Genomic DNA, 19,142 nt, shown 5'->3' on the forward strand with positions numbered 1-19,142 from the left:
GGAAGGAAAATCACTCTTTTTAAGGCATTTCTATGAGTTAAGAAAGGTTCAATATATTAAGCTAGCAGGGCATTGGAAAGCTGATTATAAGTGAAAACTAAATTAAAACACTATAAATCAACTGCTGTATAATCAAAACCTGTTTCTTTTACAAATGTTAAAACAGCACAGGTATCTAAAAATATAGTTTTTGTATTCATATTTGGATGAAAGCTCATTCTTTTTTCAGAAAGAATTGCCTGATCAAAGAAGACTTGAATGTTTTTTTGTTTATTATTGAGTAAACCAAATATGGAAACCGAGCCGGGAGACAGCTGCATTTGCTCCATTAAGCTTTCTGAAGAAGCCATTTTAATACGAGTTTCTCCAACCATTTCTTTGAATTTATTCATATCTACACGCTTTGAATCATCCATAATCAGTAAATAATACGCGGTTTTTTTCTTATTTGTTAAAAACATGGATTTTGTTCGAACACCTGGAATCCCAACAATGTAGCTATCTGCTTCCTCTGTTGTAAAAACAGGCGGGTGTTCAACAATTTCAAAGGCAATATTCATATCCTTTAATACTGATGCAACTTTTCGATATTGATCCATAAGCTGGCGCCTCCTAATATAATCGATAATTAATTATATCAGAAATAGGCTTTCCGCCAACATTGGAAGACAAAACAATGTTTATCTTTTCTTTGTAAACCTTAACTGTTTCAAATAACAAAAAAGCTATTTCTATACTTGATTATAAATCAAAATAGAGTGCTCCACTTAATATCTTTTCGCGAGTTTTTTTGTCGTCTATTGCAATAAGATTGTCGTTATTTGTCATTCTTTTTCAAATGTGTTTTCTTTATACTTTAGTCAATCAAGTTGGATTGGAGAGAAGAAGAATGAAAAGAAAAGTAGTATTGATTACTGGAGCCAGTAGTGGGATTGGCTATAAAACAGCTGAATTATTAGCTCAAAAAGGCTACAAAGTATATGGGGCAGCTAGAAGGATAGAAAAGATAGAGCCTTTACGTTCTTTAGGGGTGGAAGCAGTTTTTTTAGATATCACAAATGAAGAGTCAATGACTAATGCAATTTTCCAGATTATAAGTAAGGAAAACAGAATTGATATCTTAATCAATAATGCTGGATATGGTTCCTATGGTGCAATTGAAGATGTTTCTATTCAAGAAGCTAAAAATCAGTTTGAAGTAAATCTATTTGGTTTAGCTCGGCTTACTCAACTAGTGCTGCCGCACATGAGAAAACAGCACTTTGGCAGAATTATCAATGTTTCTTCAATGGGCGGTCGATTGACCACATACTTTGGTGCATGGTATCACGCTACAAAATATGCTCTTGAAGCTTTTAGTGATGCTTTAAGGCTAGAAGTGAAACCATTTGGTATTGATGTATCGATTATCGAACCTGGGGGAATTAAAACGGACTGGGGGATAATCGCAGCAAACAAGCTGAAGGAGTCTTCCCGAGGAGGAGTCTATGAAGAAGTTGCTTTTAAAGTTGCTGAAGGGATGAAAAAACAGTATTCTTCCAACTTATTTTCTGACCCAATGATTATCGCAAAAACTGTTGGCAAGGCGATAAGTAAGCGCAAGCCCAAAACACGATATCTGATAGGCTTTGGAGCTAAACCTTTGGTTTTTTTCAAAACAATTCTACCTGATCGATTATTTGATATAATTGTTAAAAATGTAAGTTAACGTTTTAAGAAAGGATTCCTGATTATGAAATTGATAATTTCCAAACAATTTCAAGAATTTATCCGCGGACTGGATTTACCTTTGGATGATTTATTGAAGCGTGCAAGTATTCCCAATTTACTTTGGAAAGAGCAGCTAGAGTTGTCTTCAACTGATTATTACAAGCTGCTCCAAGAATTTGATCGAATAGTAACAGATTCCCAGCTTTTGGCTTTTAGCCAAATCGAATCGATTCATACTTTTTTACCTCCTTTTTATGCAGCATTATCTTCTAAAAATGGGAGAGAAGCAATTCAGCGTTTTGCTGCGTATAAAAGACTAGTTGGTCCTGTTAAGGTAGAAATACAGCAATCTGTTCAACAACAAGTAATTCGTTTTTCTTATCTCGAGGAAAACAACGTATTGCCTAGGTTCGCATTACTAAATGAGCAGCTGCTGTTAATTAGCTTATTAAGGACTGGAACAAAAGATCCAACGATTATGCCAACTGAGATAAAAGGACCTTACAGGTATGGCGAATCACTCAATTTTATGACTGGTTCAAATGTTCGATTGAGTAAAAAAAATGAATTGTGTTTTTCTCAAAAAGATTTGGAAAAACCATTTTACACTCAAAATAACACTATGCTTGATTTTTTAGAACCTGAACTTAAGAGAAGGATGGAAGAGCTTTCGACAGTTGATTCCTTTTCAGATTACGTTCAAAAAGAGTTGTTCTCGGCAATACCCAGCGGACAGTTTACCTTGGAAAATATCAGCAATACTTTAGGGCTGAGTCCACGCAGCCTCCAAAGAAAATTAAAGGCTGAGCAAACCACATTCAATACCCAATTGAAAATAGCTCAAGAGCATTTAGCAACTCATTATTTGAAAAAAACTTCTTTGCCAACGATAGATATTGCTTATTTAGTAGGCTACACAGAAATCAGCTCCTTTGCTAGAGCTTTTAAAAATTGGACAGGAAAAACAATTGCTGAAGTAAAGAATAGCTCTGACAGTTAATTATGTGGAATTAGCTGTTTTAGAAGCTTCGAAAATCAATTAGAGAAAAAACTGGTTATCAAGTAGAATTTTGGAAAAGTTGTTAGGGATGATCTTTATAATCGTTGTATTCCACAACTCCTACATGTCAGAATAAAATGCAACACTCAGCATACTCTTGTTGGGTGTTTTTGTTATATTTTATAGAATAATATATACAAGCATGAGATAATTAAAATTGGCAAAGGGAGGGAAACATTCATGATTTCATTTTCAAATTGGTTAGATAAACAAGACGTCTCTGTTCAATACACCTATGACAAATTACTATGTGGGATAATCGATCAGGAGAAACAGTCTCGAATACCTTTAGAAGGATATGGCAAATATTTACTAAGTAAACAAAATGAAAATGGACACTGGGGAACTTATTACTATCAACCAAAATGGACATCGACTCATTACACATTACTTCAGCTAAAGGAAATTGGTCTTCCATTCGATTACCCAGCATGTCAAGAAATGGTGGTAAAAATGTTTAAAGATTGTCAACTTCCTGAAGGTGGATTAAATCTAGCAAAATCCAATATTCCAAGTGATATTTGTGTAGACGGAATGATTCTAAATTACTCTAGCTATTTTCTGCCACAACTAAACAACCTAAAAAAATTAGTTCTTTCAATTTTATCCAAACAAAAAAAAGACGGAGGATTTACTTGGTACGATCAAAGTAATGGTGATCCCCACTCAACTATTTGTGTTTTAGAAGGCTTAATTTCTTTCCGAGAGAACACTGCTTCTTCAGATTTAATTAAAGAAACTGATAATGCGATTGACAAGATTCTCGACTTTTTTTTTAAAAACAGTTTATTTTTATCAGAGAATCAGTATCAAAAGTTTGCTTATCCCTTTAGATACTTTTACAGTATTTTTCGATTTCTTTTAGTCGCTACAAAACTTAAACTCCCAAAAAATAATTCATTAAATATGGCTCTTAAGTGGCTATCAGAAAAGGAACCCACACAATTTATAAAGTTAGAAAAAGAATATAAAGGGCAACATTTTCTCACTTTTTCAGCTATTGGTGAGGTCAATCCATTTTTAAGTGTTTACGGAGAATACATTCGAAATTTCTATATGTAGAAAATGTAGAAGTTCACAATTAGGAGTGAAAAATGTCATACAATCATCTTACAGCCGAAGAACGTGGAAAAATTGAAGCATATTTAGACGAAGGCTTATCACAAGCTGAAATAGCTCGACGTTTAGATCAGCATCGCTCAACAATTTCCCGAGAAATCCGGAGAAACAGTGAAGAGAGAAAAGCAAACAGCCTGGCAGCATTGCGCTACCAGGCTTCAAGTGCCGGTAATTTGGCCGGCATGAGAAAAAGAAACTGCGGAACCACTACTAAAGCAACAGTACATAATACAAAAACCATTTTGAAATACCTGAAGAAAAAATACTCTCCGGAGCAAATCGCTCATGGCGTGCGCAGTATCAATGTGTCTACAAATACCATCTATAACTGGATTTACTCCGGTTTGATCAAGTTTCCAATAAAGAAGCTGCGACTGAAAGGGAAGAGGTATCGGAGAAAATATAGCGGTAGATTACTGAAGAAAACCCCATCACCGCAATTCTACGAGAATCGTCTGGTCACTGACCGGCCTGAAGCAACTATTTTAAGAACTGATTTTGGTCACTGGGAAGCTGATACAGTGCTTTCTAAGCGTGGTGTAGAGACTTGTCTAGCTACATTCGTAGAACGCAAATCACGCCACTATGTGGCAATTAAAATGACTCGAAAAGACAGTACTTGTATGTTGGCTGCTATGGAACGTTTGGTTGAAATGTATCCAACTGGAGTGAAATCAATCACTTGTGATCGTGGAACTGAATTTGTGAACTTCAGTAATGTGAAACACATGGAGAATACCTATGGTATTAAAACGTATTATGCGCATCCATATGCGCCACACGAACGTGGGTCAAATGAATATCACAACGGACTGCTCAGAGAGTATTTTCCAAAGCCTACAGACTTCAACAAGGTATCTCAGATAAAGATCGATCAATCCACAAATGAAATCAATGATCGGCCGAGAAAGCTATTCAAATGGAAGTCAGCGAATCATAAATTCCATTTGGAATACGCTAAAACATGAAAACAATGTTATTCAATAAAAAGCATTTCCAAACAAACCGTTGAAAAAAGAGGAACAAAATTGTATAATGAAAACTATTAAGAATTTTATTAAGATTTACTTAAGATGTTGTATTTAATCTTGACAAACGCCTTCATTCCACAACTTTGTATAATGTATATTATGTAAACTAGTAAATTAATGAAATACTGACACTATAGGCTTTATGTGTCACCTACGGTGTCAGCAATCAAAGTTAACCGAAGCTTTCTAGATAATCACGTTCATTAAATGCTTCACGTATCCTGTTTTTTTGATCTAGCTTGTCATTTTCAATAAAATCAAGTTTTCCCTGTTCATTTACTCTAAAGCTCTTTATCATTTGTTTGTGCTGTTTAGTCATTCTTTTTCGCCCGTCCTCAGCAATATTAGTTACGAACTGACTACCAAAACAATCCTCTAAAATTGCCATTGATACCGAGACTTGACTTTCAACCCAGCTTCTAGTGCGATAGACTGATTTTTCCAGCGGTTGCATTGTCAAACGTACGCCTTTAACTTCGCCTAAGAAGTTAGACCAAAAATCACACACTTTCCAGCGACTTTTATTTGAATCACTTTTATTTGGAATTAAGAACGCTAAGTATTCCGCCATAATCGATTTAGCTAGCTCACCTATTTCTAAGTTACCAGCAGCAACCATATTCATGACCACTTGCGCCCGTTCTTGTCTTAACTGGATTTCATAACGATTCCAGAAATCAATACTTTTGTCTAAATCAACACCCTGAGAATTTACGAGTTGTGCGAGTTTATCATAAAAACGAAATTCAACGTCACCTTTACCGATATACAAAGTTTGTCCTGAAATTTCAGATTTATGTTGCATATCTCCGTTTTCAATGTATCTCCATGAACGAGTGCCAGCACTGCTTCTGAAATGTTTTTGTCGCATTTTACGATGTAATGTGTTAATATTTAAACAATTCACATAATCGTCAATGGCTACGTCTAAACGTGTTATGTGATGAATTGTGAAAGCTGATTTGATTAGATTAAAGAAATCAATCCAAGTTAGACCTTTCCAATTATTCTCTAAAAACCGACAGCCCTGTCCTTTCACGTCCAAGTGTGTCAGGGCTTTTTTTGTGCCTTGCGGATTGTCATTTCTAATCATAACCGTTATAAAGTTCTCGAATTTATACATATATTCATATTCGTTAGAATCAGCAAGTTTTTTACATTCGAAATCGTCAACAGACAGGTGAAGCATATCGCATAAACCATTCGAAAAAATATTTCCCTTAAAAGTCACAGAAAACCAGTCAACGCAAGCCTCAAGAGGGTTCCTAGATGTAGAGTGTAGGGGGGTGTTACTAGACCCCCCACTTGCGAAAATTTCCTCGTAATTTTTCATTTTGTCCGCCCTTCCTATCTCCGTTTTAGTCGTCAAGCGCAACCGCTTTGACGAGGCAACAGCCCGACAAATTCGGAAGTCCCTTCCCAATTCGCCTGACCGTTGATTATTCATATAAATCGACAGCAATTATTTTCGTTTCTGCTCGTTTGTTTTTTCCCCGGTGAAAAAGGTCAACAGTCAAAACTAACTTTGCATTTTTCTTCAGTTCGGGCAGTTCGATTTTATGATTAAGAATGAAGCTCAATTTCATACTTGTTTTAGGTAGCCTAACGTGCAATATGCGGGCTTGTCTACCTTCCGAGTATCCACGTTCATTTCTCAACGCCTCATAGCTGTAAAGCCGTTCAAAATACACGAAATCATAAGGCGTAATCATGAATCTATCAACAACAAGACTTCATTATCGTCAATGAGTTTGCGTACTTTCACAGCTTCCTCAAAACGTTCCTCAATCGGCTGTTCCTGATGCCGAGATAAGTTGTCAATCACCGCATAGGAATCATACAACTCTCTCATATCGTCCGTTTGAATATAGTTATATTTTGACTTGACAGGTAGCTTCGAATCTTTATTCGCATTCGCTATATAATACTCATATTCCACAGGGTCATACCATTTCTGAAAGACCCAGCGCCCCAGTAATGTACGACATTGAACGACCTCAAAAGTCTGTTCCCTGATAGGCTTAGCAACTCTAGTGAATACCTGACTTGTCGCCAATATTTTAATTGCTTGTTTTCGCTGTTGAGTAATTGTTCGCAATATCGTTACTGGAAAAGTACGCACTGTATTGTCAAAATCATTTTGAATCTCGTCCCAGCCGATTACCAACCCGTTGTAGCCCTGTTCCCTGACCAGCTTCGGCAAGTCAACTAAATCGTCCAGCGTGCTTAAACTCATATCTTCGTATCGATAACCGAAATTCGTCGCTATGAAGATATCTTTATATTGCGCTCTATAACGTTCCAGCTGCTCGACCATACTAGACGTTTTCCCGCTCCCTTGACAGCCTGAGTACAAACGCAAGCCGTATTCCTGAAACGGTTTAATGCCTGCACGCATTAACTTGATTCGTTTAGCAGAATCGACAGCTTTATATTTTATGAATTGAAATATTTTCAAGGTCAATTTCTCCTTTCCTAAATTTTCTTATTCGTTAAAAATTCATTGTGAGTAAAGGGATTCGCAAGCGAATCTCTTTACTTCACAAATGGAATTTTTCTAACGACAGCAAAGAAAATATTTTTGATTAACGTGAAGTTGTCTCTTAGAATATATAAGCCCAATATCGATAAAATTAATGAAACACTGACCGCATTATCTAAGAAAGCGAACAGGTCACGAAGCGGGTTCAACATGCCCATATCTATGCCAAAATCAAACGCAGGAATTAAAGAGATAACAATATCAACTAAACCAAAAATCAGCTTAAAAACTAATTCTAAAAGCATTATTCAACCACCGCGTTTCTTTCATGTATCCAGCGATACATGTCAATTAAAAACCATAATAATATCCCACCGTTGGCGAATGGCTTCACAACTGCAAGGAATTTATTCAAGTGGCTCATTGGCAATTTAACTGTCCCTATCGCAATCGTGTTACCAGCAAGCTGACTAGAGCCGAAATCGACGTCTAAGTCTTCAAATGACTTTTGAGAGCCTGAGAAAAGATTTTTAATACTTGAAACTGAATCAAAAATGAAACTGAATTTCAGTTGAATCTTATCAGAAACACCCGTCCACTCATGGTCAAGGAAATCAAGATTTTCGGGAACTATTAGAGCTATGATTTTATCTAATAAATTGTTTAGAAAATCAAGAATATCCTTAAGCGAAGAGCCTAATGTCCCTATCAATTCTTTAAGAAAATCCCAGATATTCGAACCAGCTTCATTAACGATATTTCCAAAACTCAATTTTGATAACAATACTTCTAATCTGTCAAAATCAAACGTTTTATTCATGAGCTTTACGAGATACTGAAGAATTAGATCCAGACGACCTTTTAGCAAATCGACCAGCTTAGTTAGTGTTTCAGCGTAATCGATTAAAACATTTATTCCCCGCATAGTTGAAATTAACGCTTGAAAAATATCCAACAACATATCTAAACTTTCGCCGAATCCTTCAACAATTGAGTACCTAATGCCGTACAACAACGTATCAAGAAATTCTGAAAAAATTCCAGTTCCCTTTCCGTCCTCAGCAGAAAAGTAATCATTAATAATAGCTCTTATGTCATTGACTGTGTAAATCCTCAGCGACTTCAACAAATCTTTTAAGCCTTCAAACTGTCCTTTAAGGAGTTTCATAAATACCCCGTCCTCCTCAAAATACATTTTGAACTTGTCGATAGAATCCTTAACAGCGAGCAAAGCAGCAATTATACCAACGTCCGACCAGCTCGTGCCACCTCCGTTTGTCTTAATCGCGTCTATTTGACTTTGAAGGTCACTATCTTTAGCGGATGAGATAACACTCAACGCATTAATATTGTTCTGCAAATTCGTTACAGAGCTGTGAATAAAAGAATCAATATTATCCATTCGTTGACTATTCGCACTAATGTTCTTTTGTAAATTCGTTACGGAGCTATGCATATAACTATCCATATTTTCGATTCTTTCACTGTTTGCGCTAATATTTTTCTGCAAGTTCGTTACAGAGCTATGCATGAAACTGTCCATATTATCCATTCGCTCGGAGGTCTTCGTATTTAAGGCATTAATATTATTCTGCAAGCTCGTTACGGAGCTATGCATAAATTTATCCATATTATCCATTCGCTCGGAGGTCTTCGTATTCAATGCATTAATGTTATTCTGTAAACTAGTTACAGAGCTATGCATGAATGTATCCATGTTTCCAATCCGTGTACTATTTGCGTTAATATTGTTCTGCAAGTTCTTAACTGCTGTTTGCCAGCCCGAATCGATATTATCCATGCGGTCAGAGGTCTTCTTATTTAACGCATTGATATTATTCTGTAAGCTCGTTACGGAACTATGCAAGTAACTATCAATATTATCCATTCGGCTAGTCGCTTTTGAATTCACGTTATTAATATTTGTCTGTAAATTTTTTACTGCATTATTCCAGCCCGCGTCTATATTATTCATTCGACTAGTCGTCGAGTTTTTCACGTCGTCAATCCTAGCATTAGTAGCCCAAACACTATTCCTAGTCGCACGCAATATCAAATCAAAGTTTATACTCAACGCATTTGGCAAATGCCAAGCGTAGATATTCCAGCCGTCAAAAGCGCCGTTAATCGTAGCAACATTGGCGGGACCGCCTCGAGCAGTGGCGAAAAATGTATTAGTCCAAGTCGCACGTGCTAAACGTTGTCTAACAGATGGAACATTTATGATACTTCCGTCCTCCACTTTCGCTAAATCGTCAGCGCCTTGAAAGAGGGCAGAATCCGCTAACCATGGCGGACTTATCGGGACGATTTCGGGAGCATATTCTTGATACTCTTCATACTCTTCGGCAGTGGGTTCTTGCCCTTGAATACCCACATCAGAAGTATCCAGCACACTTTCAGAGCCACCGCTATCAGCGTTATATAAATCACTACCCACATCATTTCCAGACCGTACATTGTCAGCAAGGACAACAGGGGAAGAAATGAAAACGCAATGACAGACAGTAACAAGAATAAAAAAACTATACCTATCCACTTACCTATTTTTTTTAAATCAATCATGTTTTTTCTCCTTTCATAAAATAGAAAAGGGCTAGGCTTTCGCCTAGCCTCAAATGAGTACATTAACCTTTAATCGCAGATTTACCGAAGCGCTTAGCGATTTTAGGAGCCGCAAAAAGGGCTGCAATAACCAAACCAGCAGTAATGATAACAATTGCATTATCCGTAAAGATTGAAGAAGCAAAATCAACAACCCACTGAACAGGCTCAGACAAATCGACCTTGGGAGCTGTCGGCATAGTAATAGCACCAATTAAACCAAACATACGATTAACCTCCTTTTAATATAAAATTATTGAAATTACTTTACTGGCAATATAAGAACCGAGCTTATAAAGGGCGTAACCTGAAACGGCAATTAGCCCAATTACCAGTAAAGAAGATAGCAACCAATCTTGATTGACATTTGTTTGTGCTTGTTCTTCCTGATACGCTATTAAGGTCTCGAGATTTTCATTGAGTTTATTCAATGATTCGTCAGAAGCTGAACTGTCCGCGCTTTCTATTTTGCTTAGAGCTTCTAACACAGAAGCACGAAACGACTGTTCTTGTTCTTTCTCCGTTACCTTCTCCGTATTAGATATTTCAGACTGTTTAGAATCCTCAGTAGCTTGTGTAGTACGTTCAGAACTTTCACGTTGAAGCTCCTTTTCGTATAATTCTTTGAGTGCCTTCAAATCGTTTTCGAGTGCCTGGAGGTCTTCTTTTTTCAGTTCGCTCATAATTAAGCACTCATAGCACTAAGGCAAGTAAACGACATATTATAACCACGTTTTTCGCACTTAAGTTCGACCGTGCAAGGGTCTTCTACTTTCACAGTAGCAACAAATGAGTCGTCACAGAAAAATTCTAAAATCTGATAAGAAACTGGGTCAGCAAATCTTGCGATTTTATACGGATTCCCTGTTTTACTTGTTTTTTCCTCGACGCCTCGATAAATTAATTTTGATGTATTTTTAAACATAAGCATTCCCCTTTCTTAATTGATATATATATTAAACACTTAAAAGTGTGTAATAGACTGTCAAAAAACTCCCAGAAAACTTTTATGAGAAAGGAACAATATAAAAGCCGATACAATGCTCTTTATTCTGATGAAGCGATACAAGTTTTTTTCTAAATTCAATACATTTTTCAAATGAAAGCCCCTCAATACCAGTCCAGCAATTATCACGCATGCAGAAAACAACATTATACTTTTTCATTTTGTCATATCCTTTCTATAAAACTCTTAAGAGTTGACGATATATCGTGTTACAAATAAATTTTACACTATATATAAACAAATGTCAACGATTAATCGTATACTCTCTGTTTGATATATCGTTAATAAAATACTAAAATATCGTTAAAGAGGTGAAAGAAATGTCTGAATATAAACACAATGAATTAATCGCCGAACGAATCCAATTGATAGCTACTGAAAAAAACTTGACTATAAATAGAATAGCCACACTTGCAGGACTAACGACCAGTACAGTAAATTCTGTATTTACAGGTAAAAGTAAGAATCCAACTATCAGCACTATAAAAAACGTTTGTGAAGCCCTTGATATTTCTGTTAGTGATTTTTTTGACTTTGAACCATACAACACGACAATGAGTAAAGAAGAAACACCCGAAGAAATTTTGAATCAGCTGAAATCCTTATCTTCCGAAGTTGAACGACTAGAGGAAAAATTCAAAGAACAGTTAGGTACACAATAAAAAAAGACAGCCTGAGCTGTCTAAAATTTAATCACTGCATATTGAACTATATTAAACCAAACAAAAATTATAAGGAATATCAGTATAACCAGAACTATAACTATAAGGGGCTTTGAAGCTCCTTTTCTTTTTTCCCAGCTATAAGTACCCTTTTTTCCTCCGACACCTAACAGAGCAGATAATAAAAGTACGATTGATAAAACCAGCAGGCAAACAACAACAAAGCCAGTCTGTTGTAGTGTATTGTTCGTAAATGTAAATCCTAACATAGTACACCTCCGTTTTTAGTTCATTATATCATACATAACGAGTGTGCAATGTATATTATGTAAACTAGATAAAATATAATTAACGAATAATTCAAAACACAACCTCTCACTCTCTCCAAATTTTTAATTCAATCAAAATAAGCAGCACATATAAAGGAAGCTTCTTGTATGTGCTGCTCTACTTATGAATAAAAAACGATATTTTGTTTAAAGGTTGCTAATCAAGAAAAGAAAAATTTAAATCAATAATCATTCTTTCTAATAGCGTCTCTATTTCCACATGAATTTTATTTGTATATGTCTCTAACTCATCAAATGGATTATAGTTAAACCTATGGTTTTCTAAATAGAGCCATATTTCATCTTAATTCTTTTTGAGAACTAACTTTTTTGACAGTTTAATGTTGAACGGGTTTATTCAATGTTTGACATAGGCATCAAAAGATAACTTCTTTTTGTAAATTTTTGATATATCAGATATCTTTAACTCTCTTAGGTTATTTATACTAATTTTCTCATTTATATCTCCCAAAATATTATATGGTTTTACTTTTTCTATGTCATCATTTTTTGCTAGTAATTCAAAAAGCTTATCTCCAAAATCATTTTGAATGTTAACCACTTCTAAATTAGTACGAGCACCGTTCCGCACTTTATCATGTAAACTATTCAATTCTTCTTCCAACCCTTGATTCTTAAACGTTAATAAGTCAACCAATTTATTATTAATCTGAGGTTGAAAGCTAGATTCTTTGGCAATCAAGGTATTCCTAACAATACGTTTATTATGTTGCTCTTTGCCTAATTTATAGTGAAAATAATTCAAACAAGGATCATCTAATACTTGTGGAAGATTGTTTTTATCGAATTCTTGTCTTTCATCTACTATAAATACTAAATCACAGTAAAAATAATTTCCAACATAGGTTCCTTTTATGTTCTTGGGTCTTGGTTCAGGAATCACATAAAAAATAATGTCATTTGTATTTGCTTTCATCAAATGACTTTCTTTACAATTTGTAGCCCTGAATCGTTTGCTCCAAATATAAGGACACCAATTGCTTTTTTCATCTAGTTTATCTGAAACAATTGTTTTTTCATCAAAAACGTAAGCCTCTCTTTGACTTGCTTTATGAAAAAAAATCCAATAATTCATCATATTTCCTCCATATATTTATCAATATTATCCTTTTGAGAAATTCCAAATTTAAATTTTTTAGACCAAACCTTTACTTTTATAATAGTTGTACTTCATAACTCCTTGTTCCACTGTTATGATTGGCGATAAATCGACTGTAATCGTATCAAAATTAATCAATTTTGCTAAAAATGCTTTATGACTCCCTCCTGAAGTTATGTAATATTTATCTGAGTTTATATCATAACTAGCAATAGGAGTTTCTGTAGCTGGGTTTTTAAGTAGTTTAACGAAACCTTCGGAATCGTTTATATATAGATTAACTAACTTATCGAGTTTCTCTTCCACTTTCAGTGTCGGAGTAGTCTTTCCATCAAGGAAATCCAGAAAAATATCCCCCCAATTATTGTAGCCTTTAAACCTATTGATCCCCACTATTCTCTTTACAGGTATTTCCTTTCTCTCTACATCAAAAACATCAGTTGTATATTTTCTGACCTCCATAACTTCAACAGGTATTGTCATTAATTCATCCACTGAAAGCGAATTGAAATCCCCAAGCATTTGTTTCAAACGAATAACACGCTGTTCATTTTCTATAATTAGAGCTTCCCATGCTTTAAAAGAGGTTTGTTTCTGTTTTCCGTCTAAAAAAGGAGCTCTCTTTAGTTTAATATCATTTTCCAGATTTCTTTTAAACCTTTTTTTATTCAGTAGCCTAACAATATAATTGCGATATTCATAACTAATAATATCGTCGATTACCTTACTTTTATCCCCCAAAAATAGTCATCCTGGTATTTCCAAGCTTTCAATTTTCCCCCTCATTTCTTATAATGTTAATCTTCTTACCTAATACTTTGATTTCTGAACATGCAATCAATTTCTTTGAAACTCATTCCTCCACAGGTTCATTGTGCATTTCTAATCTAATTCATCAGCAGCTTCTTCCAACACTATCTGAGTTTCACTTAAACGGTTCCAGCTACTAATCGTTTTTGAGAACTAAATACCGGCTTTCTATAAATTATCAGCCAAGTCAGTTTTATTATATAAAACATCTTCTCGAAGAATACGACACATTTTTTCTGGTTCTTCAAAACAGGGGCTATGTGCCGAATTTTCAAAAGTATAAAATCCAACAACTGGAGCTTTAATGTTCTTTGCAAACTGCTTCGACAGACTGTAAGAAACTTGATAATCAAACTGACCATGTAGCACATAAATTGGAACTTCTAATCTAGGTACTTCCTTTTCAATATTCTTTTGTAGTATTATATCCCACAGGCAGTTCAATGCGAAAGAATTTCCCTTCATGAAACGAACTTTGTCCATTAATTTATAGCCTTTAAAACGAATAAGTATCCCTCCGATAGACATCACAGATCTACATTGTCGCATCAGTCCTATACCTAGTTTCATCATTGCAGCATTTCTAACAGATAAATAAGCAATCTCCACTTTAGCCCCTTGATTGATTGGTACTTTCTCAAGCTTCTTTATCATTTTTTTATCACCTCTAGTACGGAATTCATTTAACATATAATTATAGGCCAACCTTTCTGACTCTATTTGTTGATTCATTTGGCCTATCCCAATGTATGCCTGAAAAAGTTCAGGACTTTTTTGAACAGTTAATATTCCAAGTAAGGTTCCCCAAGAATGTCCCATAATGAAGATTTTCTCTTTAGAAAATCTTTCACGCAAGTAGCTGACCACAAAAAGTGTATCAGCTATCATTTGATTAATCGTCATTGTCTCTCTACTAACATTCTTTCGGTACGAAATACCACTACCTCGCTGTTCCCACCAACAGACCGTAAACAAATCTTCTAAGCCGGTAGGATATTCTTGAGTAAACATTATTTCAGGGGAACCAGGGCCACCATGTAAAAACAGTAATACTGGATTTCCAATATTTTTACTCTGTATAAACATCCCTTGTTTATTCCCATTTACTTCTATGAATATTTTTTCATTCAATTGTTTCACTCTTTTTGTCCTCATTTCTAACTTTTTTTTGACTCTCTTACCTGAATCATCAATTTCTATCGTTTTTGAGAATCCCAATTATTTTCTAAAGCCACTTTTATTGCTTCATTTTCTTACCTAAAATTTTAGATATATTGTTTGAGTGTTTCATAATCAACAGGCTCATTTGTAAAGTCAACATCCAAATGTTCTACATGTTCTTTTCCAGCCAGCGAGAGTAGCGGAACAAATCCATAGTCAGTTGAATTTGAAGACAGCTTTACTTCAACATCGCCAAGTTGAGGAACAAAAGGTGTATATTCTTCTTCTAATATCTATATCCCGCCGTTACGCTTTTACTTTAGCGTTGTTTTGGGCGGGGGGGTTCTGGTACAATGTTAATAATTTATTGGTTCGACTATTGCCGATAAGGTGAAGCGATTACATAGGATTATTTCGGAGGATAAAACATGAATTCAACAGTTACTTTCTATATTACTCGACATGGGGAAACATTACTTAACTATTTACATAAAGCACAAGGTTGGGCAGATTCCCCATTAACTGAAAGAGGAATCCAAACAGCCTCACAACTAGGACTGCAACTGAAAAATGTCCAATTTTCGGCTGCATTTTCCAGTGATACATCCAGAGCTTTACAGACTGGAAAAAACATATTAACTGCACAGGGGCAAAATGAACTGCAAGTTATTACTGATGAAAGGCTCCGTGAGTGGTGTTTGGGCTGCTGGGAAGCAGAAAATAATGATAAATTTATTTCCAGTATGATGAATGAATTACAGATACAAAATGATTTTGCAGAACTTAATTTCCGTCTGCCGGAAGTTCATGAGATTATTTATAAATCCGACACAACAGGTATGGTTGAACCGTTTCATATGATTACGGATAGATTGGAAAGTTTTCTCAAAGATACAGCTGATAATTTTATTCACTTGAATAATCCAAACGTCCTGATTGTTACTCATGCTTTTACTATTAAAACATTGATGTATTTGTTTTCAAAAGAAATGTTGCGAAAAAAACCTAAAATTAAAAATGTCGATATTATTACTATTAAGTGGGATGGCAAAAATTTTTCTATCCTTACATAATAAACATGATACACCTACTGCTAAGGAACACTATATACAAAAAATCTTTTCTAAATACTCATCTGGATATTTATTTATATACTCGCAGTGTCCATAACCATTAAAAAACTGGATATCTACATTTCCAGTTTTTTAATGGTACGGTTACTAAATCATGCGTTTTTTTACTTCCAAATAGAAAAGGTAATTTCCTACTTCCCTCTAACAATCGTTTTGTGAAAGACGGACTTTGCTTAAATTCGAAAAATCCAAATGATACCATCACAAGTCTTTAGCTTTCATCAAGTCAATTCTCTTTTGATTTTCTTTTTTAGAATTCAGATATCCTTTATACCACACACCAATAAATGCTATCGGAGCAACTAATACTGCTAACGAAAAATTAGTTGAATCAGCAAGATACATCCAACCAGATACTACTAGGAAAAGAATAGGTAAAAAAGAACCCACTATCTTTTTCTGATGTAAACCTAGTTGATATTGAACGGCAATCAATAAAAAAATAATAACAAAAACAACTAAAGTTCTCACACATTTTCCTCCTTGCTTTGCTTCTCATATTTTTCAATAATTATTTTTGCGATATTAAGGTCAATCTTTTCATCTACAGCTAATTCCTTAATAAAAGATCTGAATGGTTGCTCATCTCTCTTATCATTGATTTGAATTTTTTGGATCAGCCTATCTAACCTTAAACGAACGGTAGGGTATGATACATCATAGAATTTTGCTACCTCTTTGATATTGCCCGATTTTAAAATAAAGTTTTTCACAAATTCTGCATCTTCACTTTCTAAAGACGAGAACCAATTAGGTATATCTTCAATATTTATAATAATCACCTCAACAATGTATTTAATAATATTAATTATATCTTTAATATTATTAAAGTCAACAATAAAAAAGCCTTCTTAATTAGAGACAACCTTCCTACTTTTATTTAAAAAATAGACAACACCTCCGATTATTGTCATTTACCGTAGAAGCTATACTAAAATCAGATTCTTCATCAATACCAATGATAATGTATGCATCTCTGTCCTCTAGATTATTTGCCATGCACATAATATCATGTAGTAATGCCCCTTTATCATCATGCCATTTTTTTGAAATCCCAGTATGGCCCCTCTACTTTGGAATCTATTAAGTTCAAGATCTCGTGTTCAAACTTTTTAATAGTTTCCCCCTCCTCTTTTTAGTAACAACGATTTAGCTGGTTTACCTACTTTCTATTTTCAAAATCATGGCACTAAATCAGCTAATTACTGTCTATAATTCAAATAACTTCATTTTGATTGGTTCCAACTACTGATCCTTTTTGAGAATTTATTTCACTACTCAAAATCGTATAAACAAATTATGTAACACTAGTTATTATTTGTTATAATTGAAATGGGAGGTGATTTCATGACTAAGATTAGCCAAACAAAATTAGTTGAAGCTAGCAATGCAAAAGAGTATCAAGAGCAGCTTAAAATCGCTATTGACGAATTGCAGTCTTCCAATCTTGAAGTCGATATTCAGCATTCTATGAGTCGTGCTCAAAAAGGTGTTGGATATATGTATTCGGCAATTGTTATAGGAAGATTGGTTTAAAAATTTTATTTTGAACATGTGGTTTATCTGTTTCAATTTTATAGACAGATTGAGAGGACTTATTAGCATCTAAAATATTCTTTTCTCTTCATTTGATAATTATTTTTCATATTCAACTATTATTTACCCCTTTTTTAATAGAATAATGTTATACTATTTTTATCAAAAGAAAGAGGTGTATAGTGTGAAATTTAAAAAAATTTTGGGTATTGGTTTAGTTGCTGTTGGACTATTAGGATTGGCAAATTTGTCTAATGCAGATGAAAAGAAAGTGTATATTCCTAATTCATATGTAAGAGAATATCTACTGCAAGGTGCAGGTCTTCACCCTGAAGATGTTGAAAACCAACTACCAACAGTGTCTCAGCTTGAATCTATTCCAGATGAAATGCTACTCCTCATGATAGGATCTGAAGAAGGTGCAGTCAGTGAATCACTTGAAGGACTAGATTATGTGAAAAATGTAAATAAAATTCACTTAAATGGTGGCGGCGGGGTCATTGATTTTAGACCATTGCGTGGCGCAAAAAATAGTGTGGAAGAAATTGACCATTATAGTTCTGGTTCAGATGGGGTGGCACACAATAATGCTGTGGATTTGAGCTTTTTAGATGGCTTTACCAAGCTGAAGAAATTCCACATGGTTATGAATGTGACGGACCTATCGGTATTTGACTCTATTCCGACAATTGAGCGAATCATTCTAGATAATGAATCGGAGGACCGCACAGTAACCAGTGGTGTGCTTGGTGTTTCAAGAAATAATAGGGCACTGGTCATGGCAAACCCAATCATTTATTCTACTCACTTTGCAAATCAACCGAATGCCCAGTTGACAATCAAAACAGATACAGGTGCGGCAGTGACTACAGTTGTTAGAAATGACATGTTCTACATCACGAATATTCCGGCAGATGCGAAGACATTACTAATGACAATCGAGAAAGATACAGAATTCGAAATCGATTCAGAGGATATGGGGTATGCTCATCATAAAGTCACTTGTGAATACGAAATCAAGTGGTATTGATAAAACTAGTAGATGCTACCATAGCAAAAAGTATGGAGCCTTAACAGTAATAAACAGTAGTAAATAGAAACACAGACGAAGAATAACCGGCTTTATTAGTTGCTTTTCGTCTGTGTTTTATAATCGGTTGATAGTCAAATTTTTTTCAGTTAAGGTTTTTTCAAAATATTATTGTTTCCAACGGATAGAAATTTGGCCCTTTCCATCAAAATTATAGTTACCATTTCTCACACTAAATGAAAATGACAGAAATTATTCAGAGCCGTTAAGAGCTTCCCATTTCAACAAATCATTGCTTTAAAAACAATAAGAAGAATCCTCTAATTCTGAGTAATAAGATTCGAGCTTC

At 34.8% G+C, this 19,142-nt stretch carries 24 protein-coding genes; 8 read left to right on the forward strand and 16 right to left on the reverse strand.

All coding sequences use genetic code 11. From position 1 onward, the window contains the following. Positions 1–110: 110 nt before the first annotated feature. A complete protein-coding gene (locus tag AC1Z3K_RS13655) occupies positions 111–599 on the reverse strand; it encodes a prolyl-tRNA synthetase associated domain-containing protein (RefSeq protein ID WP_461733017.1) in 489 nt (162 codons plus the stop codon). A 290-nt stretch (positions 600–889) separates the two neighbouring features. On the opposite strand from AC1Z3K_RS13655, the gene AC1Z3K_RS13660 reads away from it, so the two are divergent. The 4 genes from AC1Z3K_RS13660 to AC1Z3K_RS13675 all read left to right on the forward strand — a co-directional run bounded on the left by AC1Z3K_RS13660 (position 890) and on the right by AC1Z3K_RS13675 (position 4,857). Next, entirely contained in the window at positions 890–1,708 is an 819-nt protein-coding gene (locus AC1Z3K_RS13660; RefSeq protein WP_426084741.1) for an oxidoreductase, read from the forward strand. Positions 1,709–1,732: 24 nt separating this feature from the next. Next, positions 1,733–2,710, forward strand: a complete 978-nt coding sequence (locus AC1Z3K_RS13665; protein WP_426084742.1) for a helix-turn-helix transcriptional regulator — start codon at positions 1,733–1,735, stop codon at positions 2,708–2,710. A 240-nt stretch (positions 2,711–2,950) separates the two neighbouring features. Beyond that, entirely contained in the window at positions 2,951–3,832 is an 882-nt protein-coding gene (locus AC1Z3K_RS13670) for a prenyltransferase/squalene oxidase repeat-containing protein (protein WP_461733018.1), read from the forward strand. A gap of 32 nt (positions 3,833–3,864) precedes the next feature. After that, on the forward strand, positions 3,865–4,857 hold the full coding sequence (locus tag AC1Z3K_RS13675) for an IS30 family transposase (RefSeq protein WP_426084747.1): 993 nt from the start codon (positions 3,865–3,867) through the stop codon (positions 4,855–4,857). 235 nt (positions 4,858–5,092) lie between these two features. Here AC1Z3K_RS13675 and AC1Z3K_RS13680 read toward each other — a convergent pair whose 3' ends face one another. The 9 genes from AC1Z3K_RS13680 to AC1Z3K_RS13720 all read right to left on the reverse strand — a co-directional run bounded on the left by AC1Z3K_RS13680 (position 5,093) and on the right by AC1Z3K_RS13720 (position 11,172). Beyond that, a complete protein-coding gene (locus tag AC1Z3K_RS13680; protein ID WP_426081509.1) occupies positions 5,093–6,253 on the reverse strand; it encodes a replication initiation factor domain-containing protein in 1,161 nt (386 codons plus the stop codon). A gap of 106 nt (positions 6,254–6,359) precedes the next feature. Continuing rightward, positions 6,360–6,632 (reverse strand): hypothetical protein, encoded by a 273-nt coding sequence (locus tag AC1Z3K_RS13685; RefSeq protein WP_461732974.1) that lies wholly within the window; start codon positions 6,630–6,632, stop codon positions 6,360–6,362. Continuing rightward, entirely contained in the window at positions 6,629–7,378 is a 750-nt protein-coding gene (locus tag AC1Z3K_RS13690) for an ATPase (protein ID WP_426081506.1), read from the reverse strand. Before AC1Z3K_RS13690 ends, AC1Z3K_RS13685 begins: the two co-directional genes overlap by 4 nt. Before the next feature lie 77 nt (positions 7,379–7,455). Then, a complete protein-coding gene (locus AC1Z3K_RS13695) occupies positions 7,456–7,707 on the reverse strand; it encodes a hypothetical protein (RefSeq protein ID WP_461732973.1) in 252 nt (83 codons plus the stop codon). Then, positions 7,707–9,941: a hypothetical protein gene (locus tag AC1Z3K_RS13700; protein ID WP_461732972.1), complete on the reverse strand. Its 2,235-nt coding sequence runs from the start codon at positions 9,939–9,941 to the stop codon at positions 7,707–7,709. The genes AC1Z3K_RS13695 and AC1Z3K_RS13700 overlap by 1 nt, the downstream gene beginning before the upstream one ends. Before the next feature lie 88 nt (positions 9,942–10,029). After that, the gene (locus AC1Z3K_RS13705; protein WP_426081503.1) at positions 10,030–10,233 is read right to left on the reverse strand and encodes a hypothetical protein; all 204 of its coding nucleotides are present in this window, start codon (positions 10,231–10,233) and stop codon (positions 10,030–10,032) included. A gap of 15 nt (positions 10,234–10,248) precedes the next feature. Beyond that, on the reverse strand, positions 10,249–10,689 hold the full coding sequence (locus AC1Z3K_RS13710) for a hypothetical protein (RefSeq protein WP_461732971.1): 441 nt from the start codon (positions 10,687–10,689) through the stop codon (positions 10,249–10,251). A 2-nt stretch (positions 10,690–10,691) separates the two neighbouring features. Beyond that, positions 10,692–10,931: a hypothetical protein gene (locus AC1Z3K_RS13715; protein WP_426081501.1), complete on the reverse strand. Its 240-nt coding sequence runs from the start codon at positions 10,929–10,931 to the stop codon at positions 10,692–10,694. 82 nt (positions 10,932–11,013) lie between these two features. Beyond that, the gene (locus AC1Z3K_RS13720; protein WP_461732970.1) at positions 11,014–11,172 is read right to left on the reverse strand and encodes a hypothetical protein; all 159 of its coding nucleotides are present in this window, start codon (positions 11,170–11,172) and stop codon (positions 11,014–11,016) included. A 160-nt stretch (positions 11,173–11,332) separates the two neighbouring features. On the opposite strand from AC1Z3K_RS13720, the gene AC1Z3K_RS13725 reads away from it, so the two are divergent. Beyond that, positions 11,333–11,674, forward strand: coding sequence for a helix-turn-helix domain-containing protein (locus tag AC1Z3K_RS13725; protein ID WP_461732969.1), 342 nt, complete (start codon positions 11,333–11,335; stop codon positions 11,672–11,674). Between the two features lie 20 nt (positions 11,675–11,694). Here AC1Z3K_RS13725 and AC1Z3K_RS13730 read toward each other — a convergent pair whose 3' ends face one another. The 4 genes from AC1Z3K_RS13730 to AC1Z3K_RS13745 all read right to left on the reverse strand — a co-directional run bounded on the left by AC1Z3K_RS13730 (position 11,695) and on the right by AC1Z3K_RS13745 (position 15,073). Next, complete coding sequence (locus AC1Z3K_RS13730; RefSeq protein ID WP_461732968.1) at positions 11,695–11,943, reverse strand: hypothetical protein; 249 nt, start codon at positions 11,941–11,943, stop codon at positions 11,695–11,697. 418 nt (positions 11,944–12,361) lie between these two features. Then, a complete protein-coding gene (locus tag AC1Z3K_RS13735) occupies positions 12,362–13,099 on the reverse strand; it encodes a hypothetical protein (protein WP_426081499.1) in 738 nt (245 codons plus the stop codon). Positions 13,100–13,159: 60 nt separating this feature from the next. Beyond that, positions 13,160–13,864, reverse strand: coding sequence for a hypothetical protein (locus AC1Z3K_RS13740; protein WP_461732967.1), 705 nt, complete (start codon positions 13,862–13,864; stop codon positions 13,160–13,162). A 237-nt stretch (positions 13,865–14,101) separates the two neighbouring features. Next, complete coding sequence (locus AC1Z3K_RS13745) at positions 14,102–15,073, reverse strand: alpha/beta fold hydrolase (RefSeq protein WP_461732966.1); 972 nt, start codon at positions 15,071–15,073, stop codon at positions 14,102–14,104. Positions 15,074–15,522: 449 nt separating this feature from the next. Between AC1Z3K_RS13745 and AC1Z3K_RS13750 the strand changes: the two genes are divergently transcribed. After that, entirely contained in the window at positions 15,523–16,167 is a 645-nt protein-coding gene (locus AC1Z3K_RS13750) for a histidine phosphatase family protein (RefSeq protein WP_461732965.1), read from the forward strand. 261 nt (positions 16,168–16,428) lie between these two features. Here the strand turns inward: AC1Z3K_RS13750 and AC1Z3K_RS13755 are convergent, their stop codons facing one another. Further along, positions 16,429–16,698, reverse strand: a complete 270-nt coding sequence (locus tag AC1Z3K_RS13755; RefSeq protein ID WP_426081493.1) for a hypothetical protein — start codon at positions 16,696–16,698, stop codon at positions 16,429–16,431. Further along, entirely contained in the window at positions 16,695–17,009 is a 315-nt protein-coding gene (locus tag AC1Z3K_RS13760) for a DUF2089 family protein (RefSeq protein WP_461732964.1), read from the reverse strand. The genes AC1Z3K_RS13755 and AC1Z3K_RS13760 overlap by 4 nt, the downstream gene beginning before the upstream one ends. Positions 17,010–17,574: 565 nt before the next feature. Here AC1Z3K_RS13760 and AC1Z3K_RS13765 point away from each other — a divergent pair. Further along, on the forward strand, positions 17,575–17,763 hold the full coding sequence (locus AC1Z3K_RS13765) for a hypothetical protein (protein ID WP_461732963.1): 189 nt from the start codon (positions 17,575–17,577) through the stop codon (positions 17,761–17,763). Positions 17,764–17,947: 184 nt separating this feature from the next. After that, positions 17,948–18,793: a hypothetical protein gene (locus AC1Z3K_RS13770; protein WP_461732962.1), complete on the forward strand. Its 846-nt coding sequence runs from the start codon at positions 17,948–17,950 to the stop codon at positions 18,791–18,793. The last annotated feature ends 349 nt before the right edge of the window (positions 18,794–19,142 follow it).

This window comes from Enterococcus sp. LJL128 (assembly GCF_056924295.1).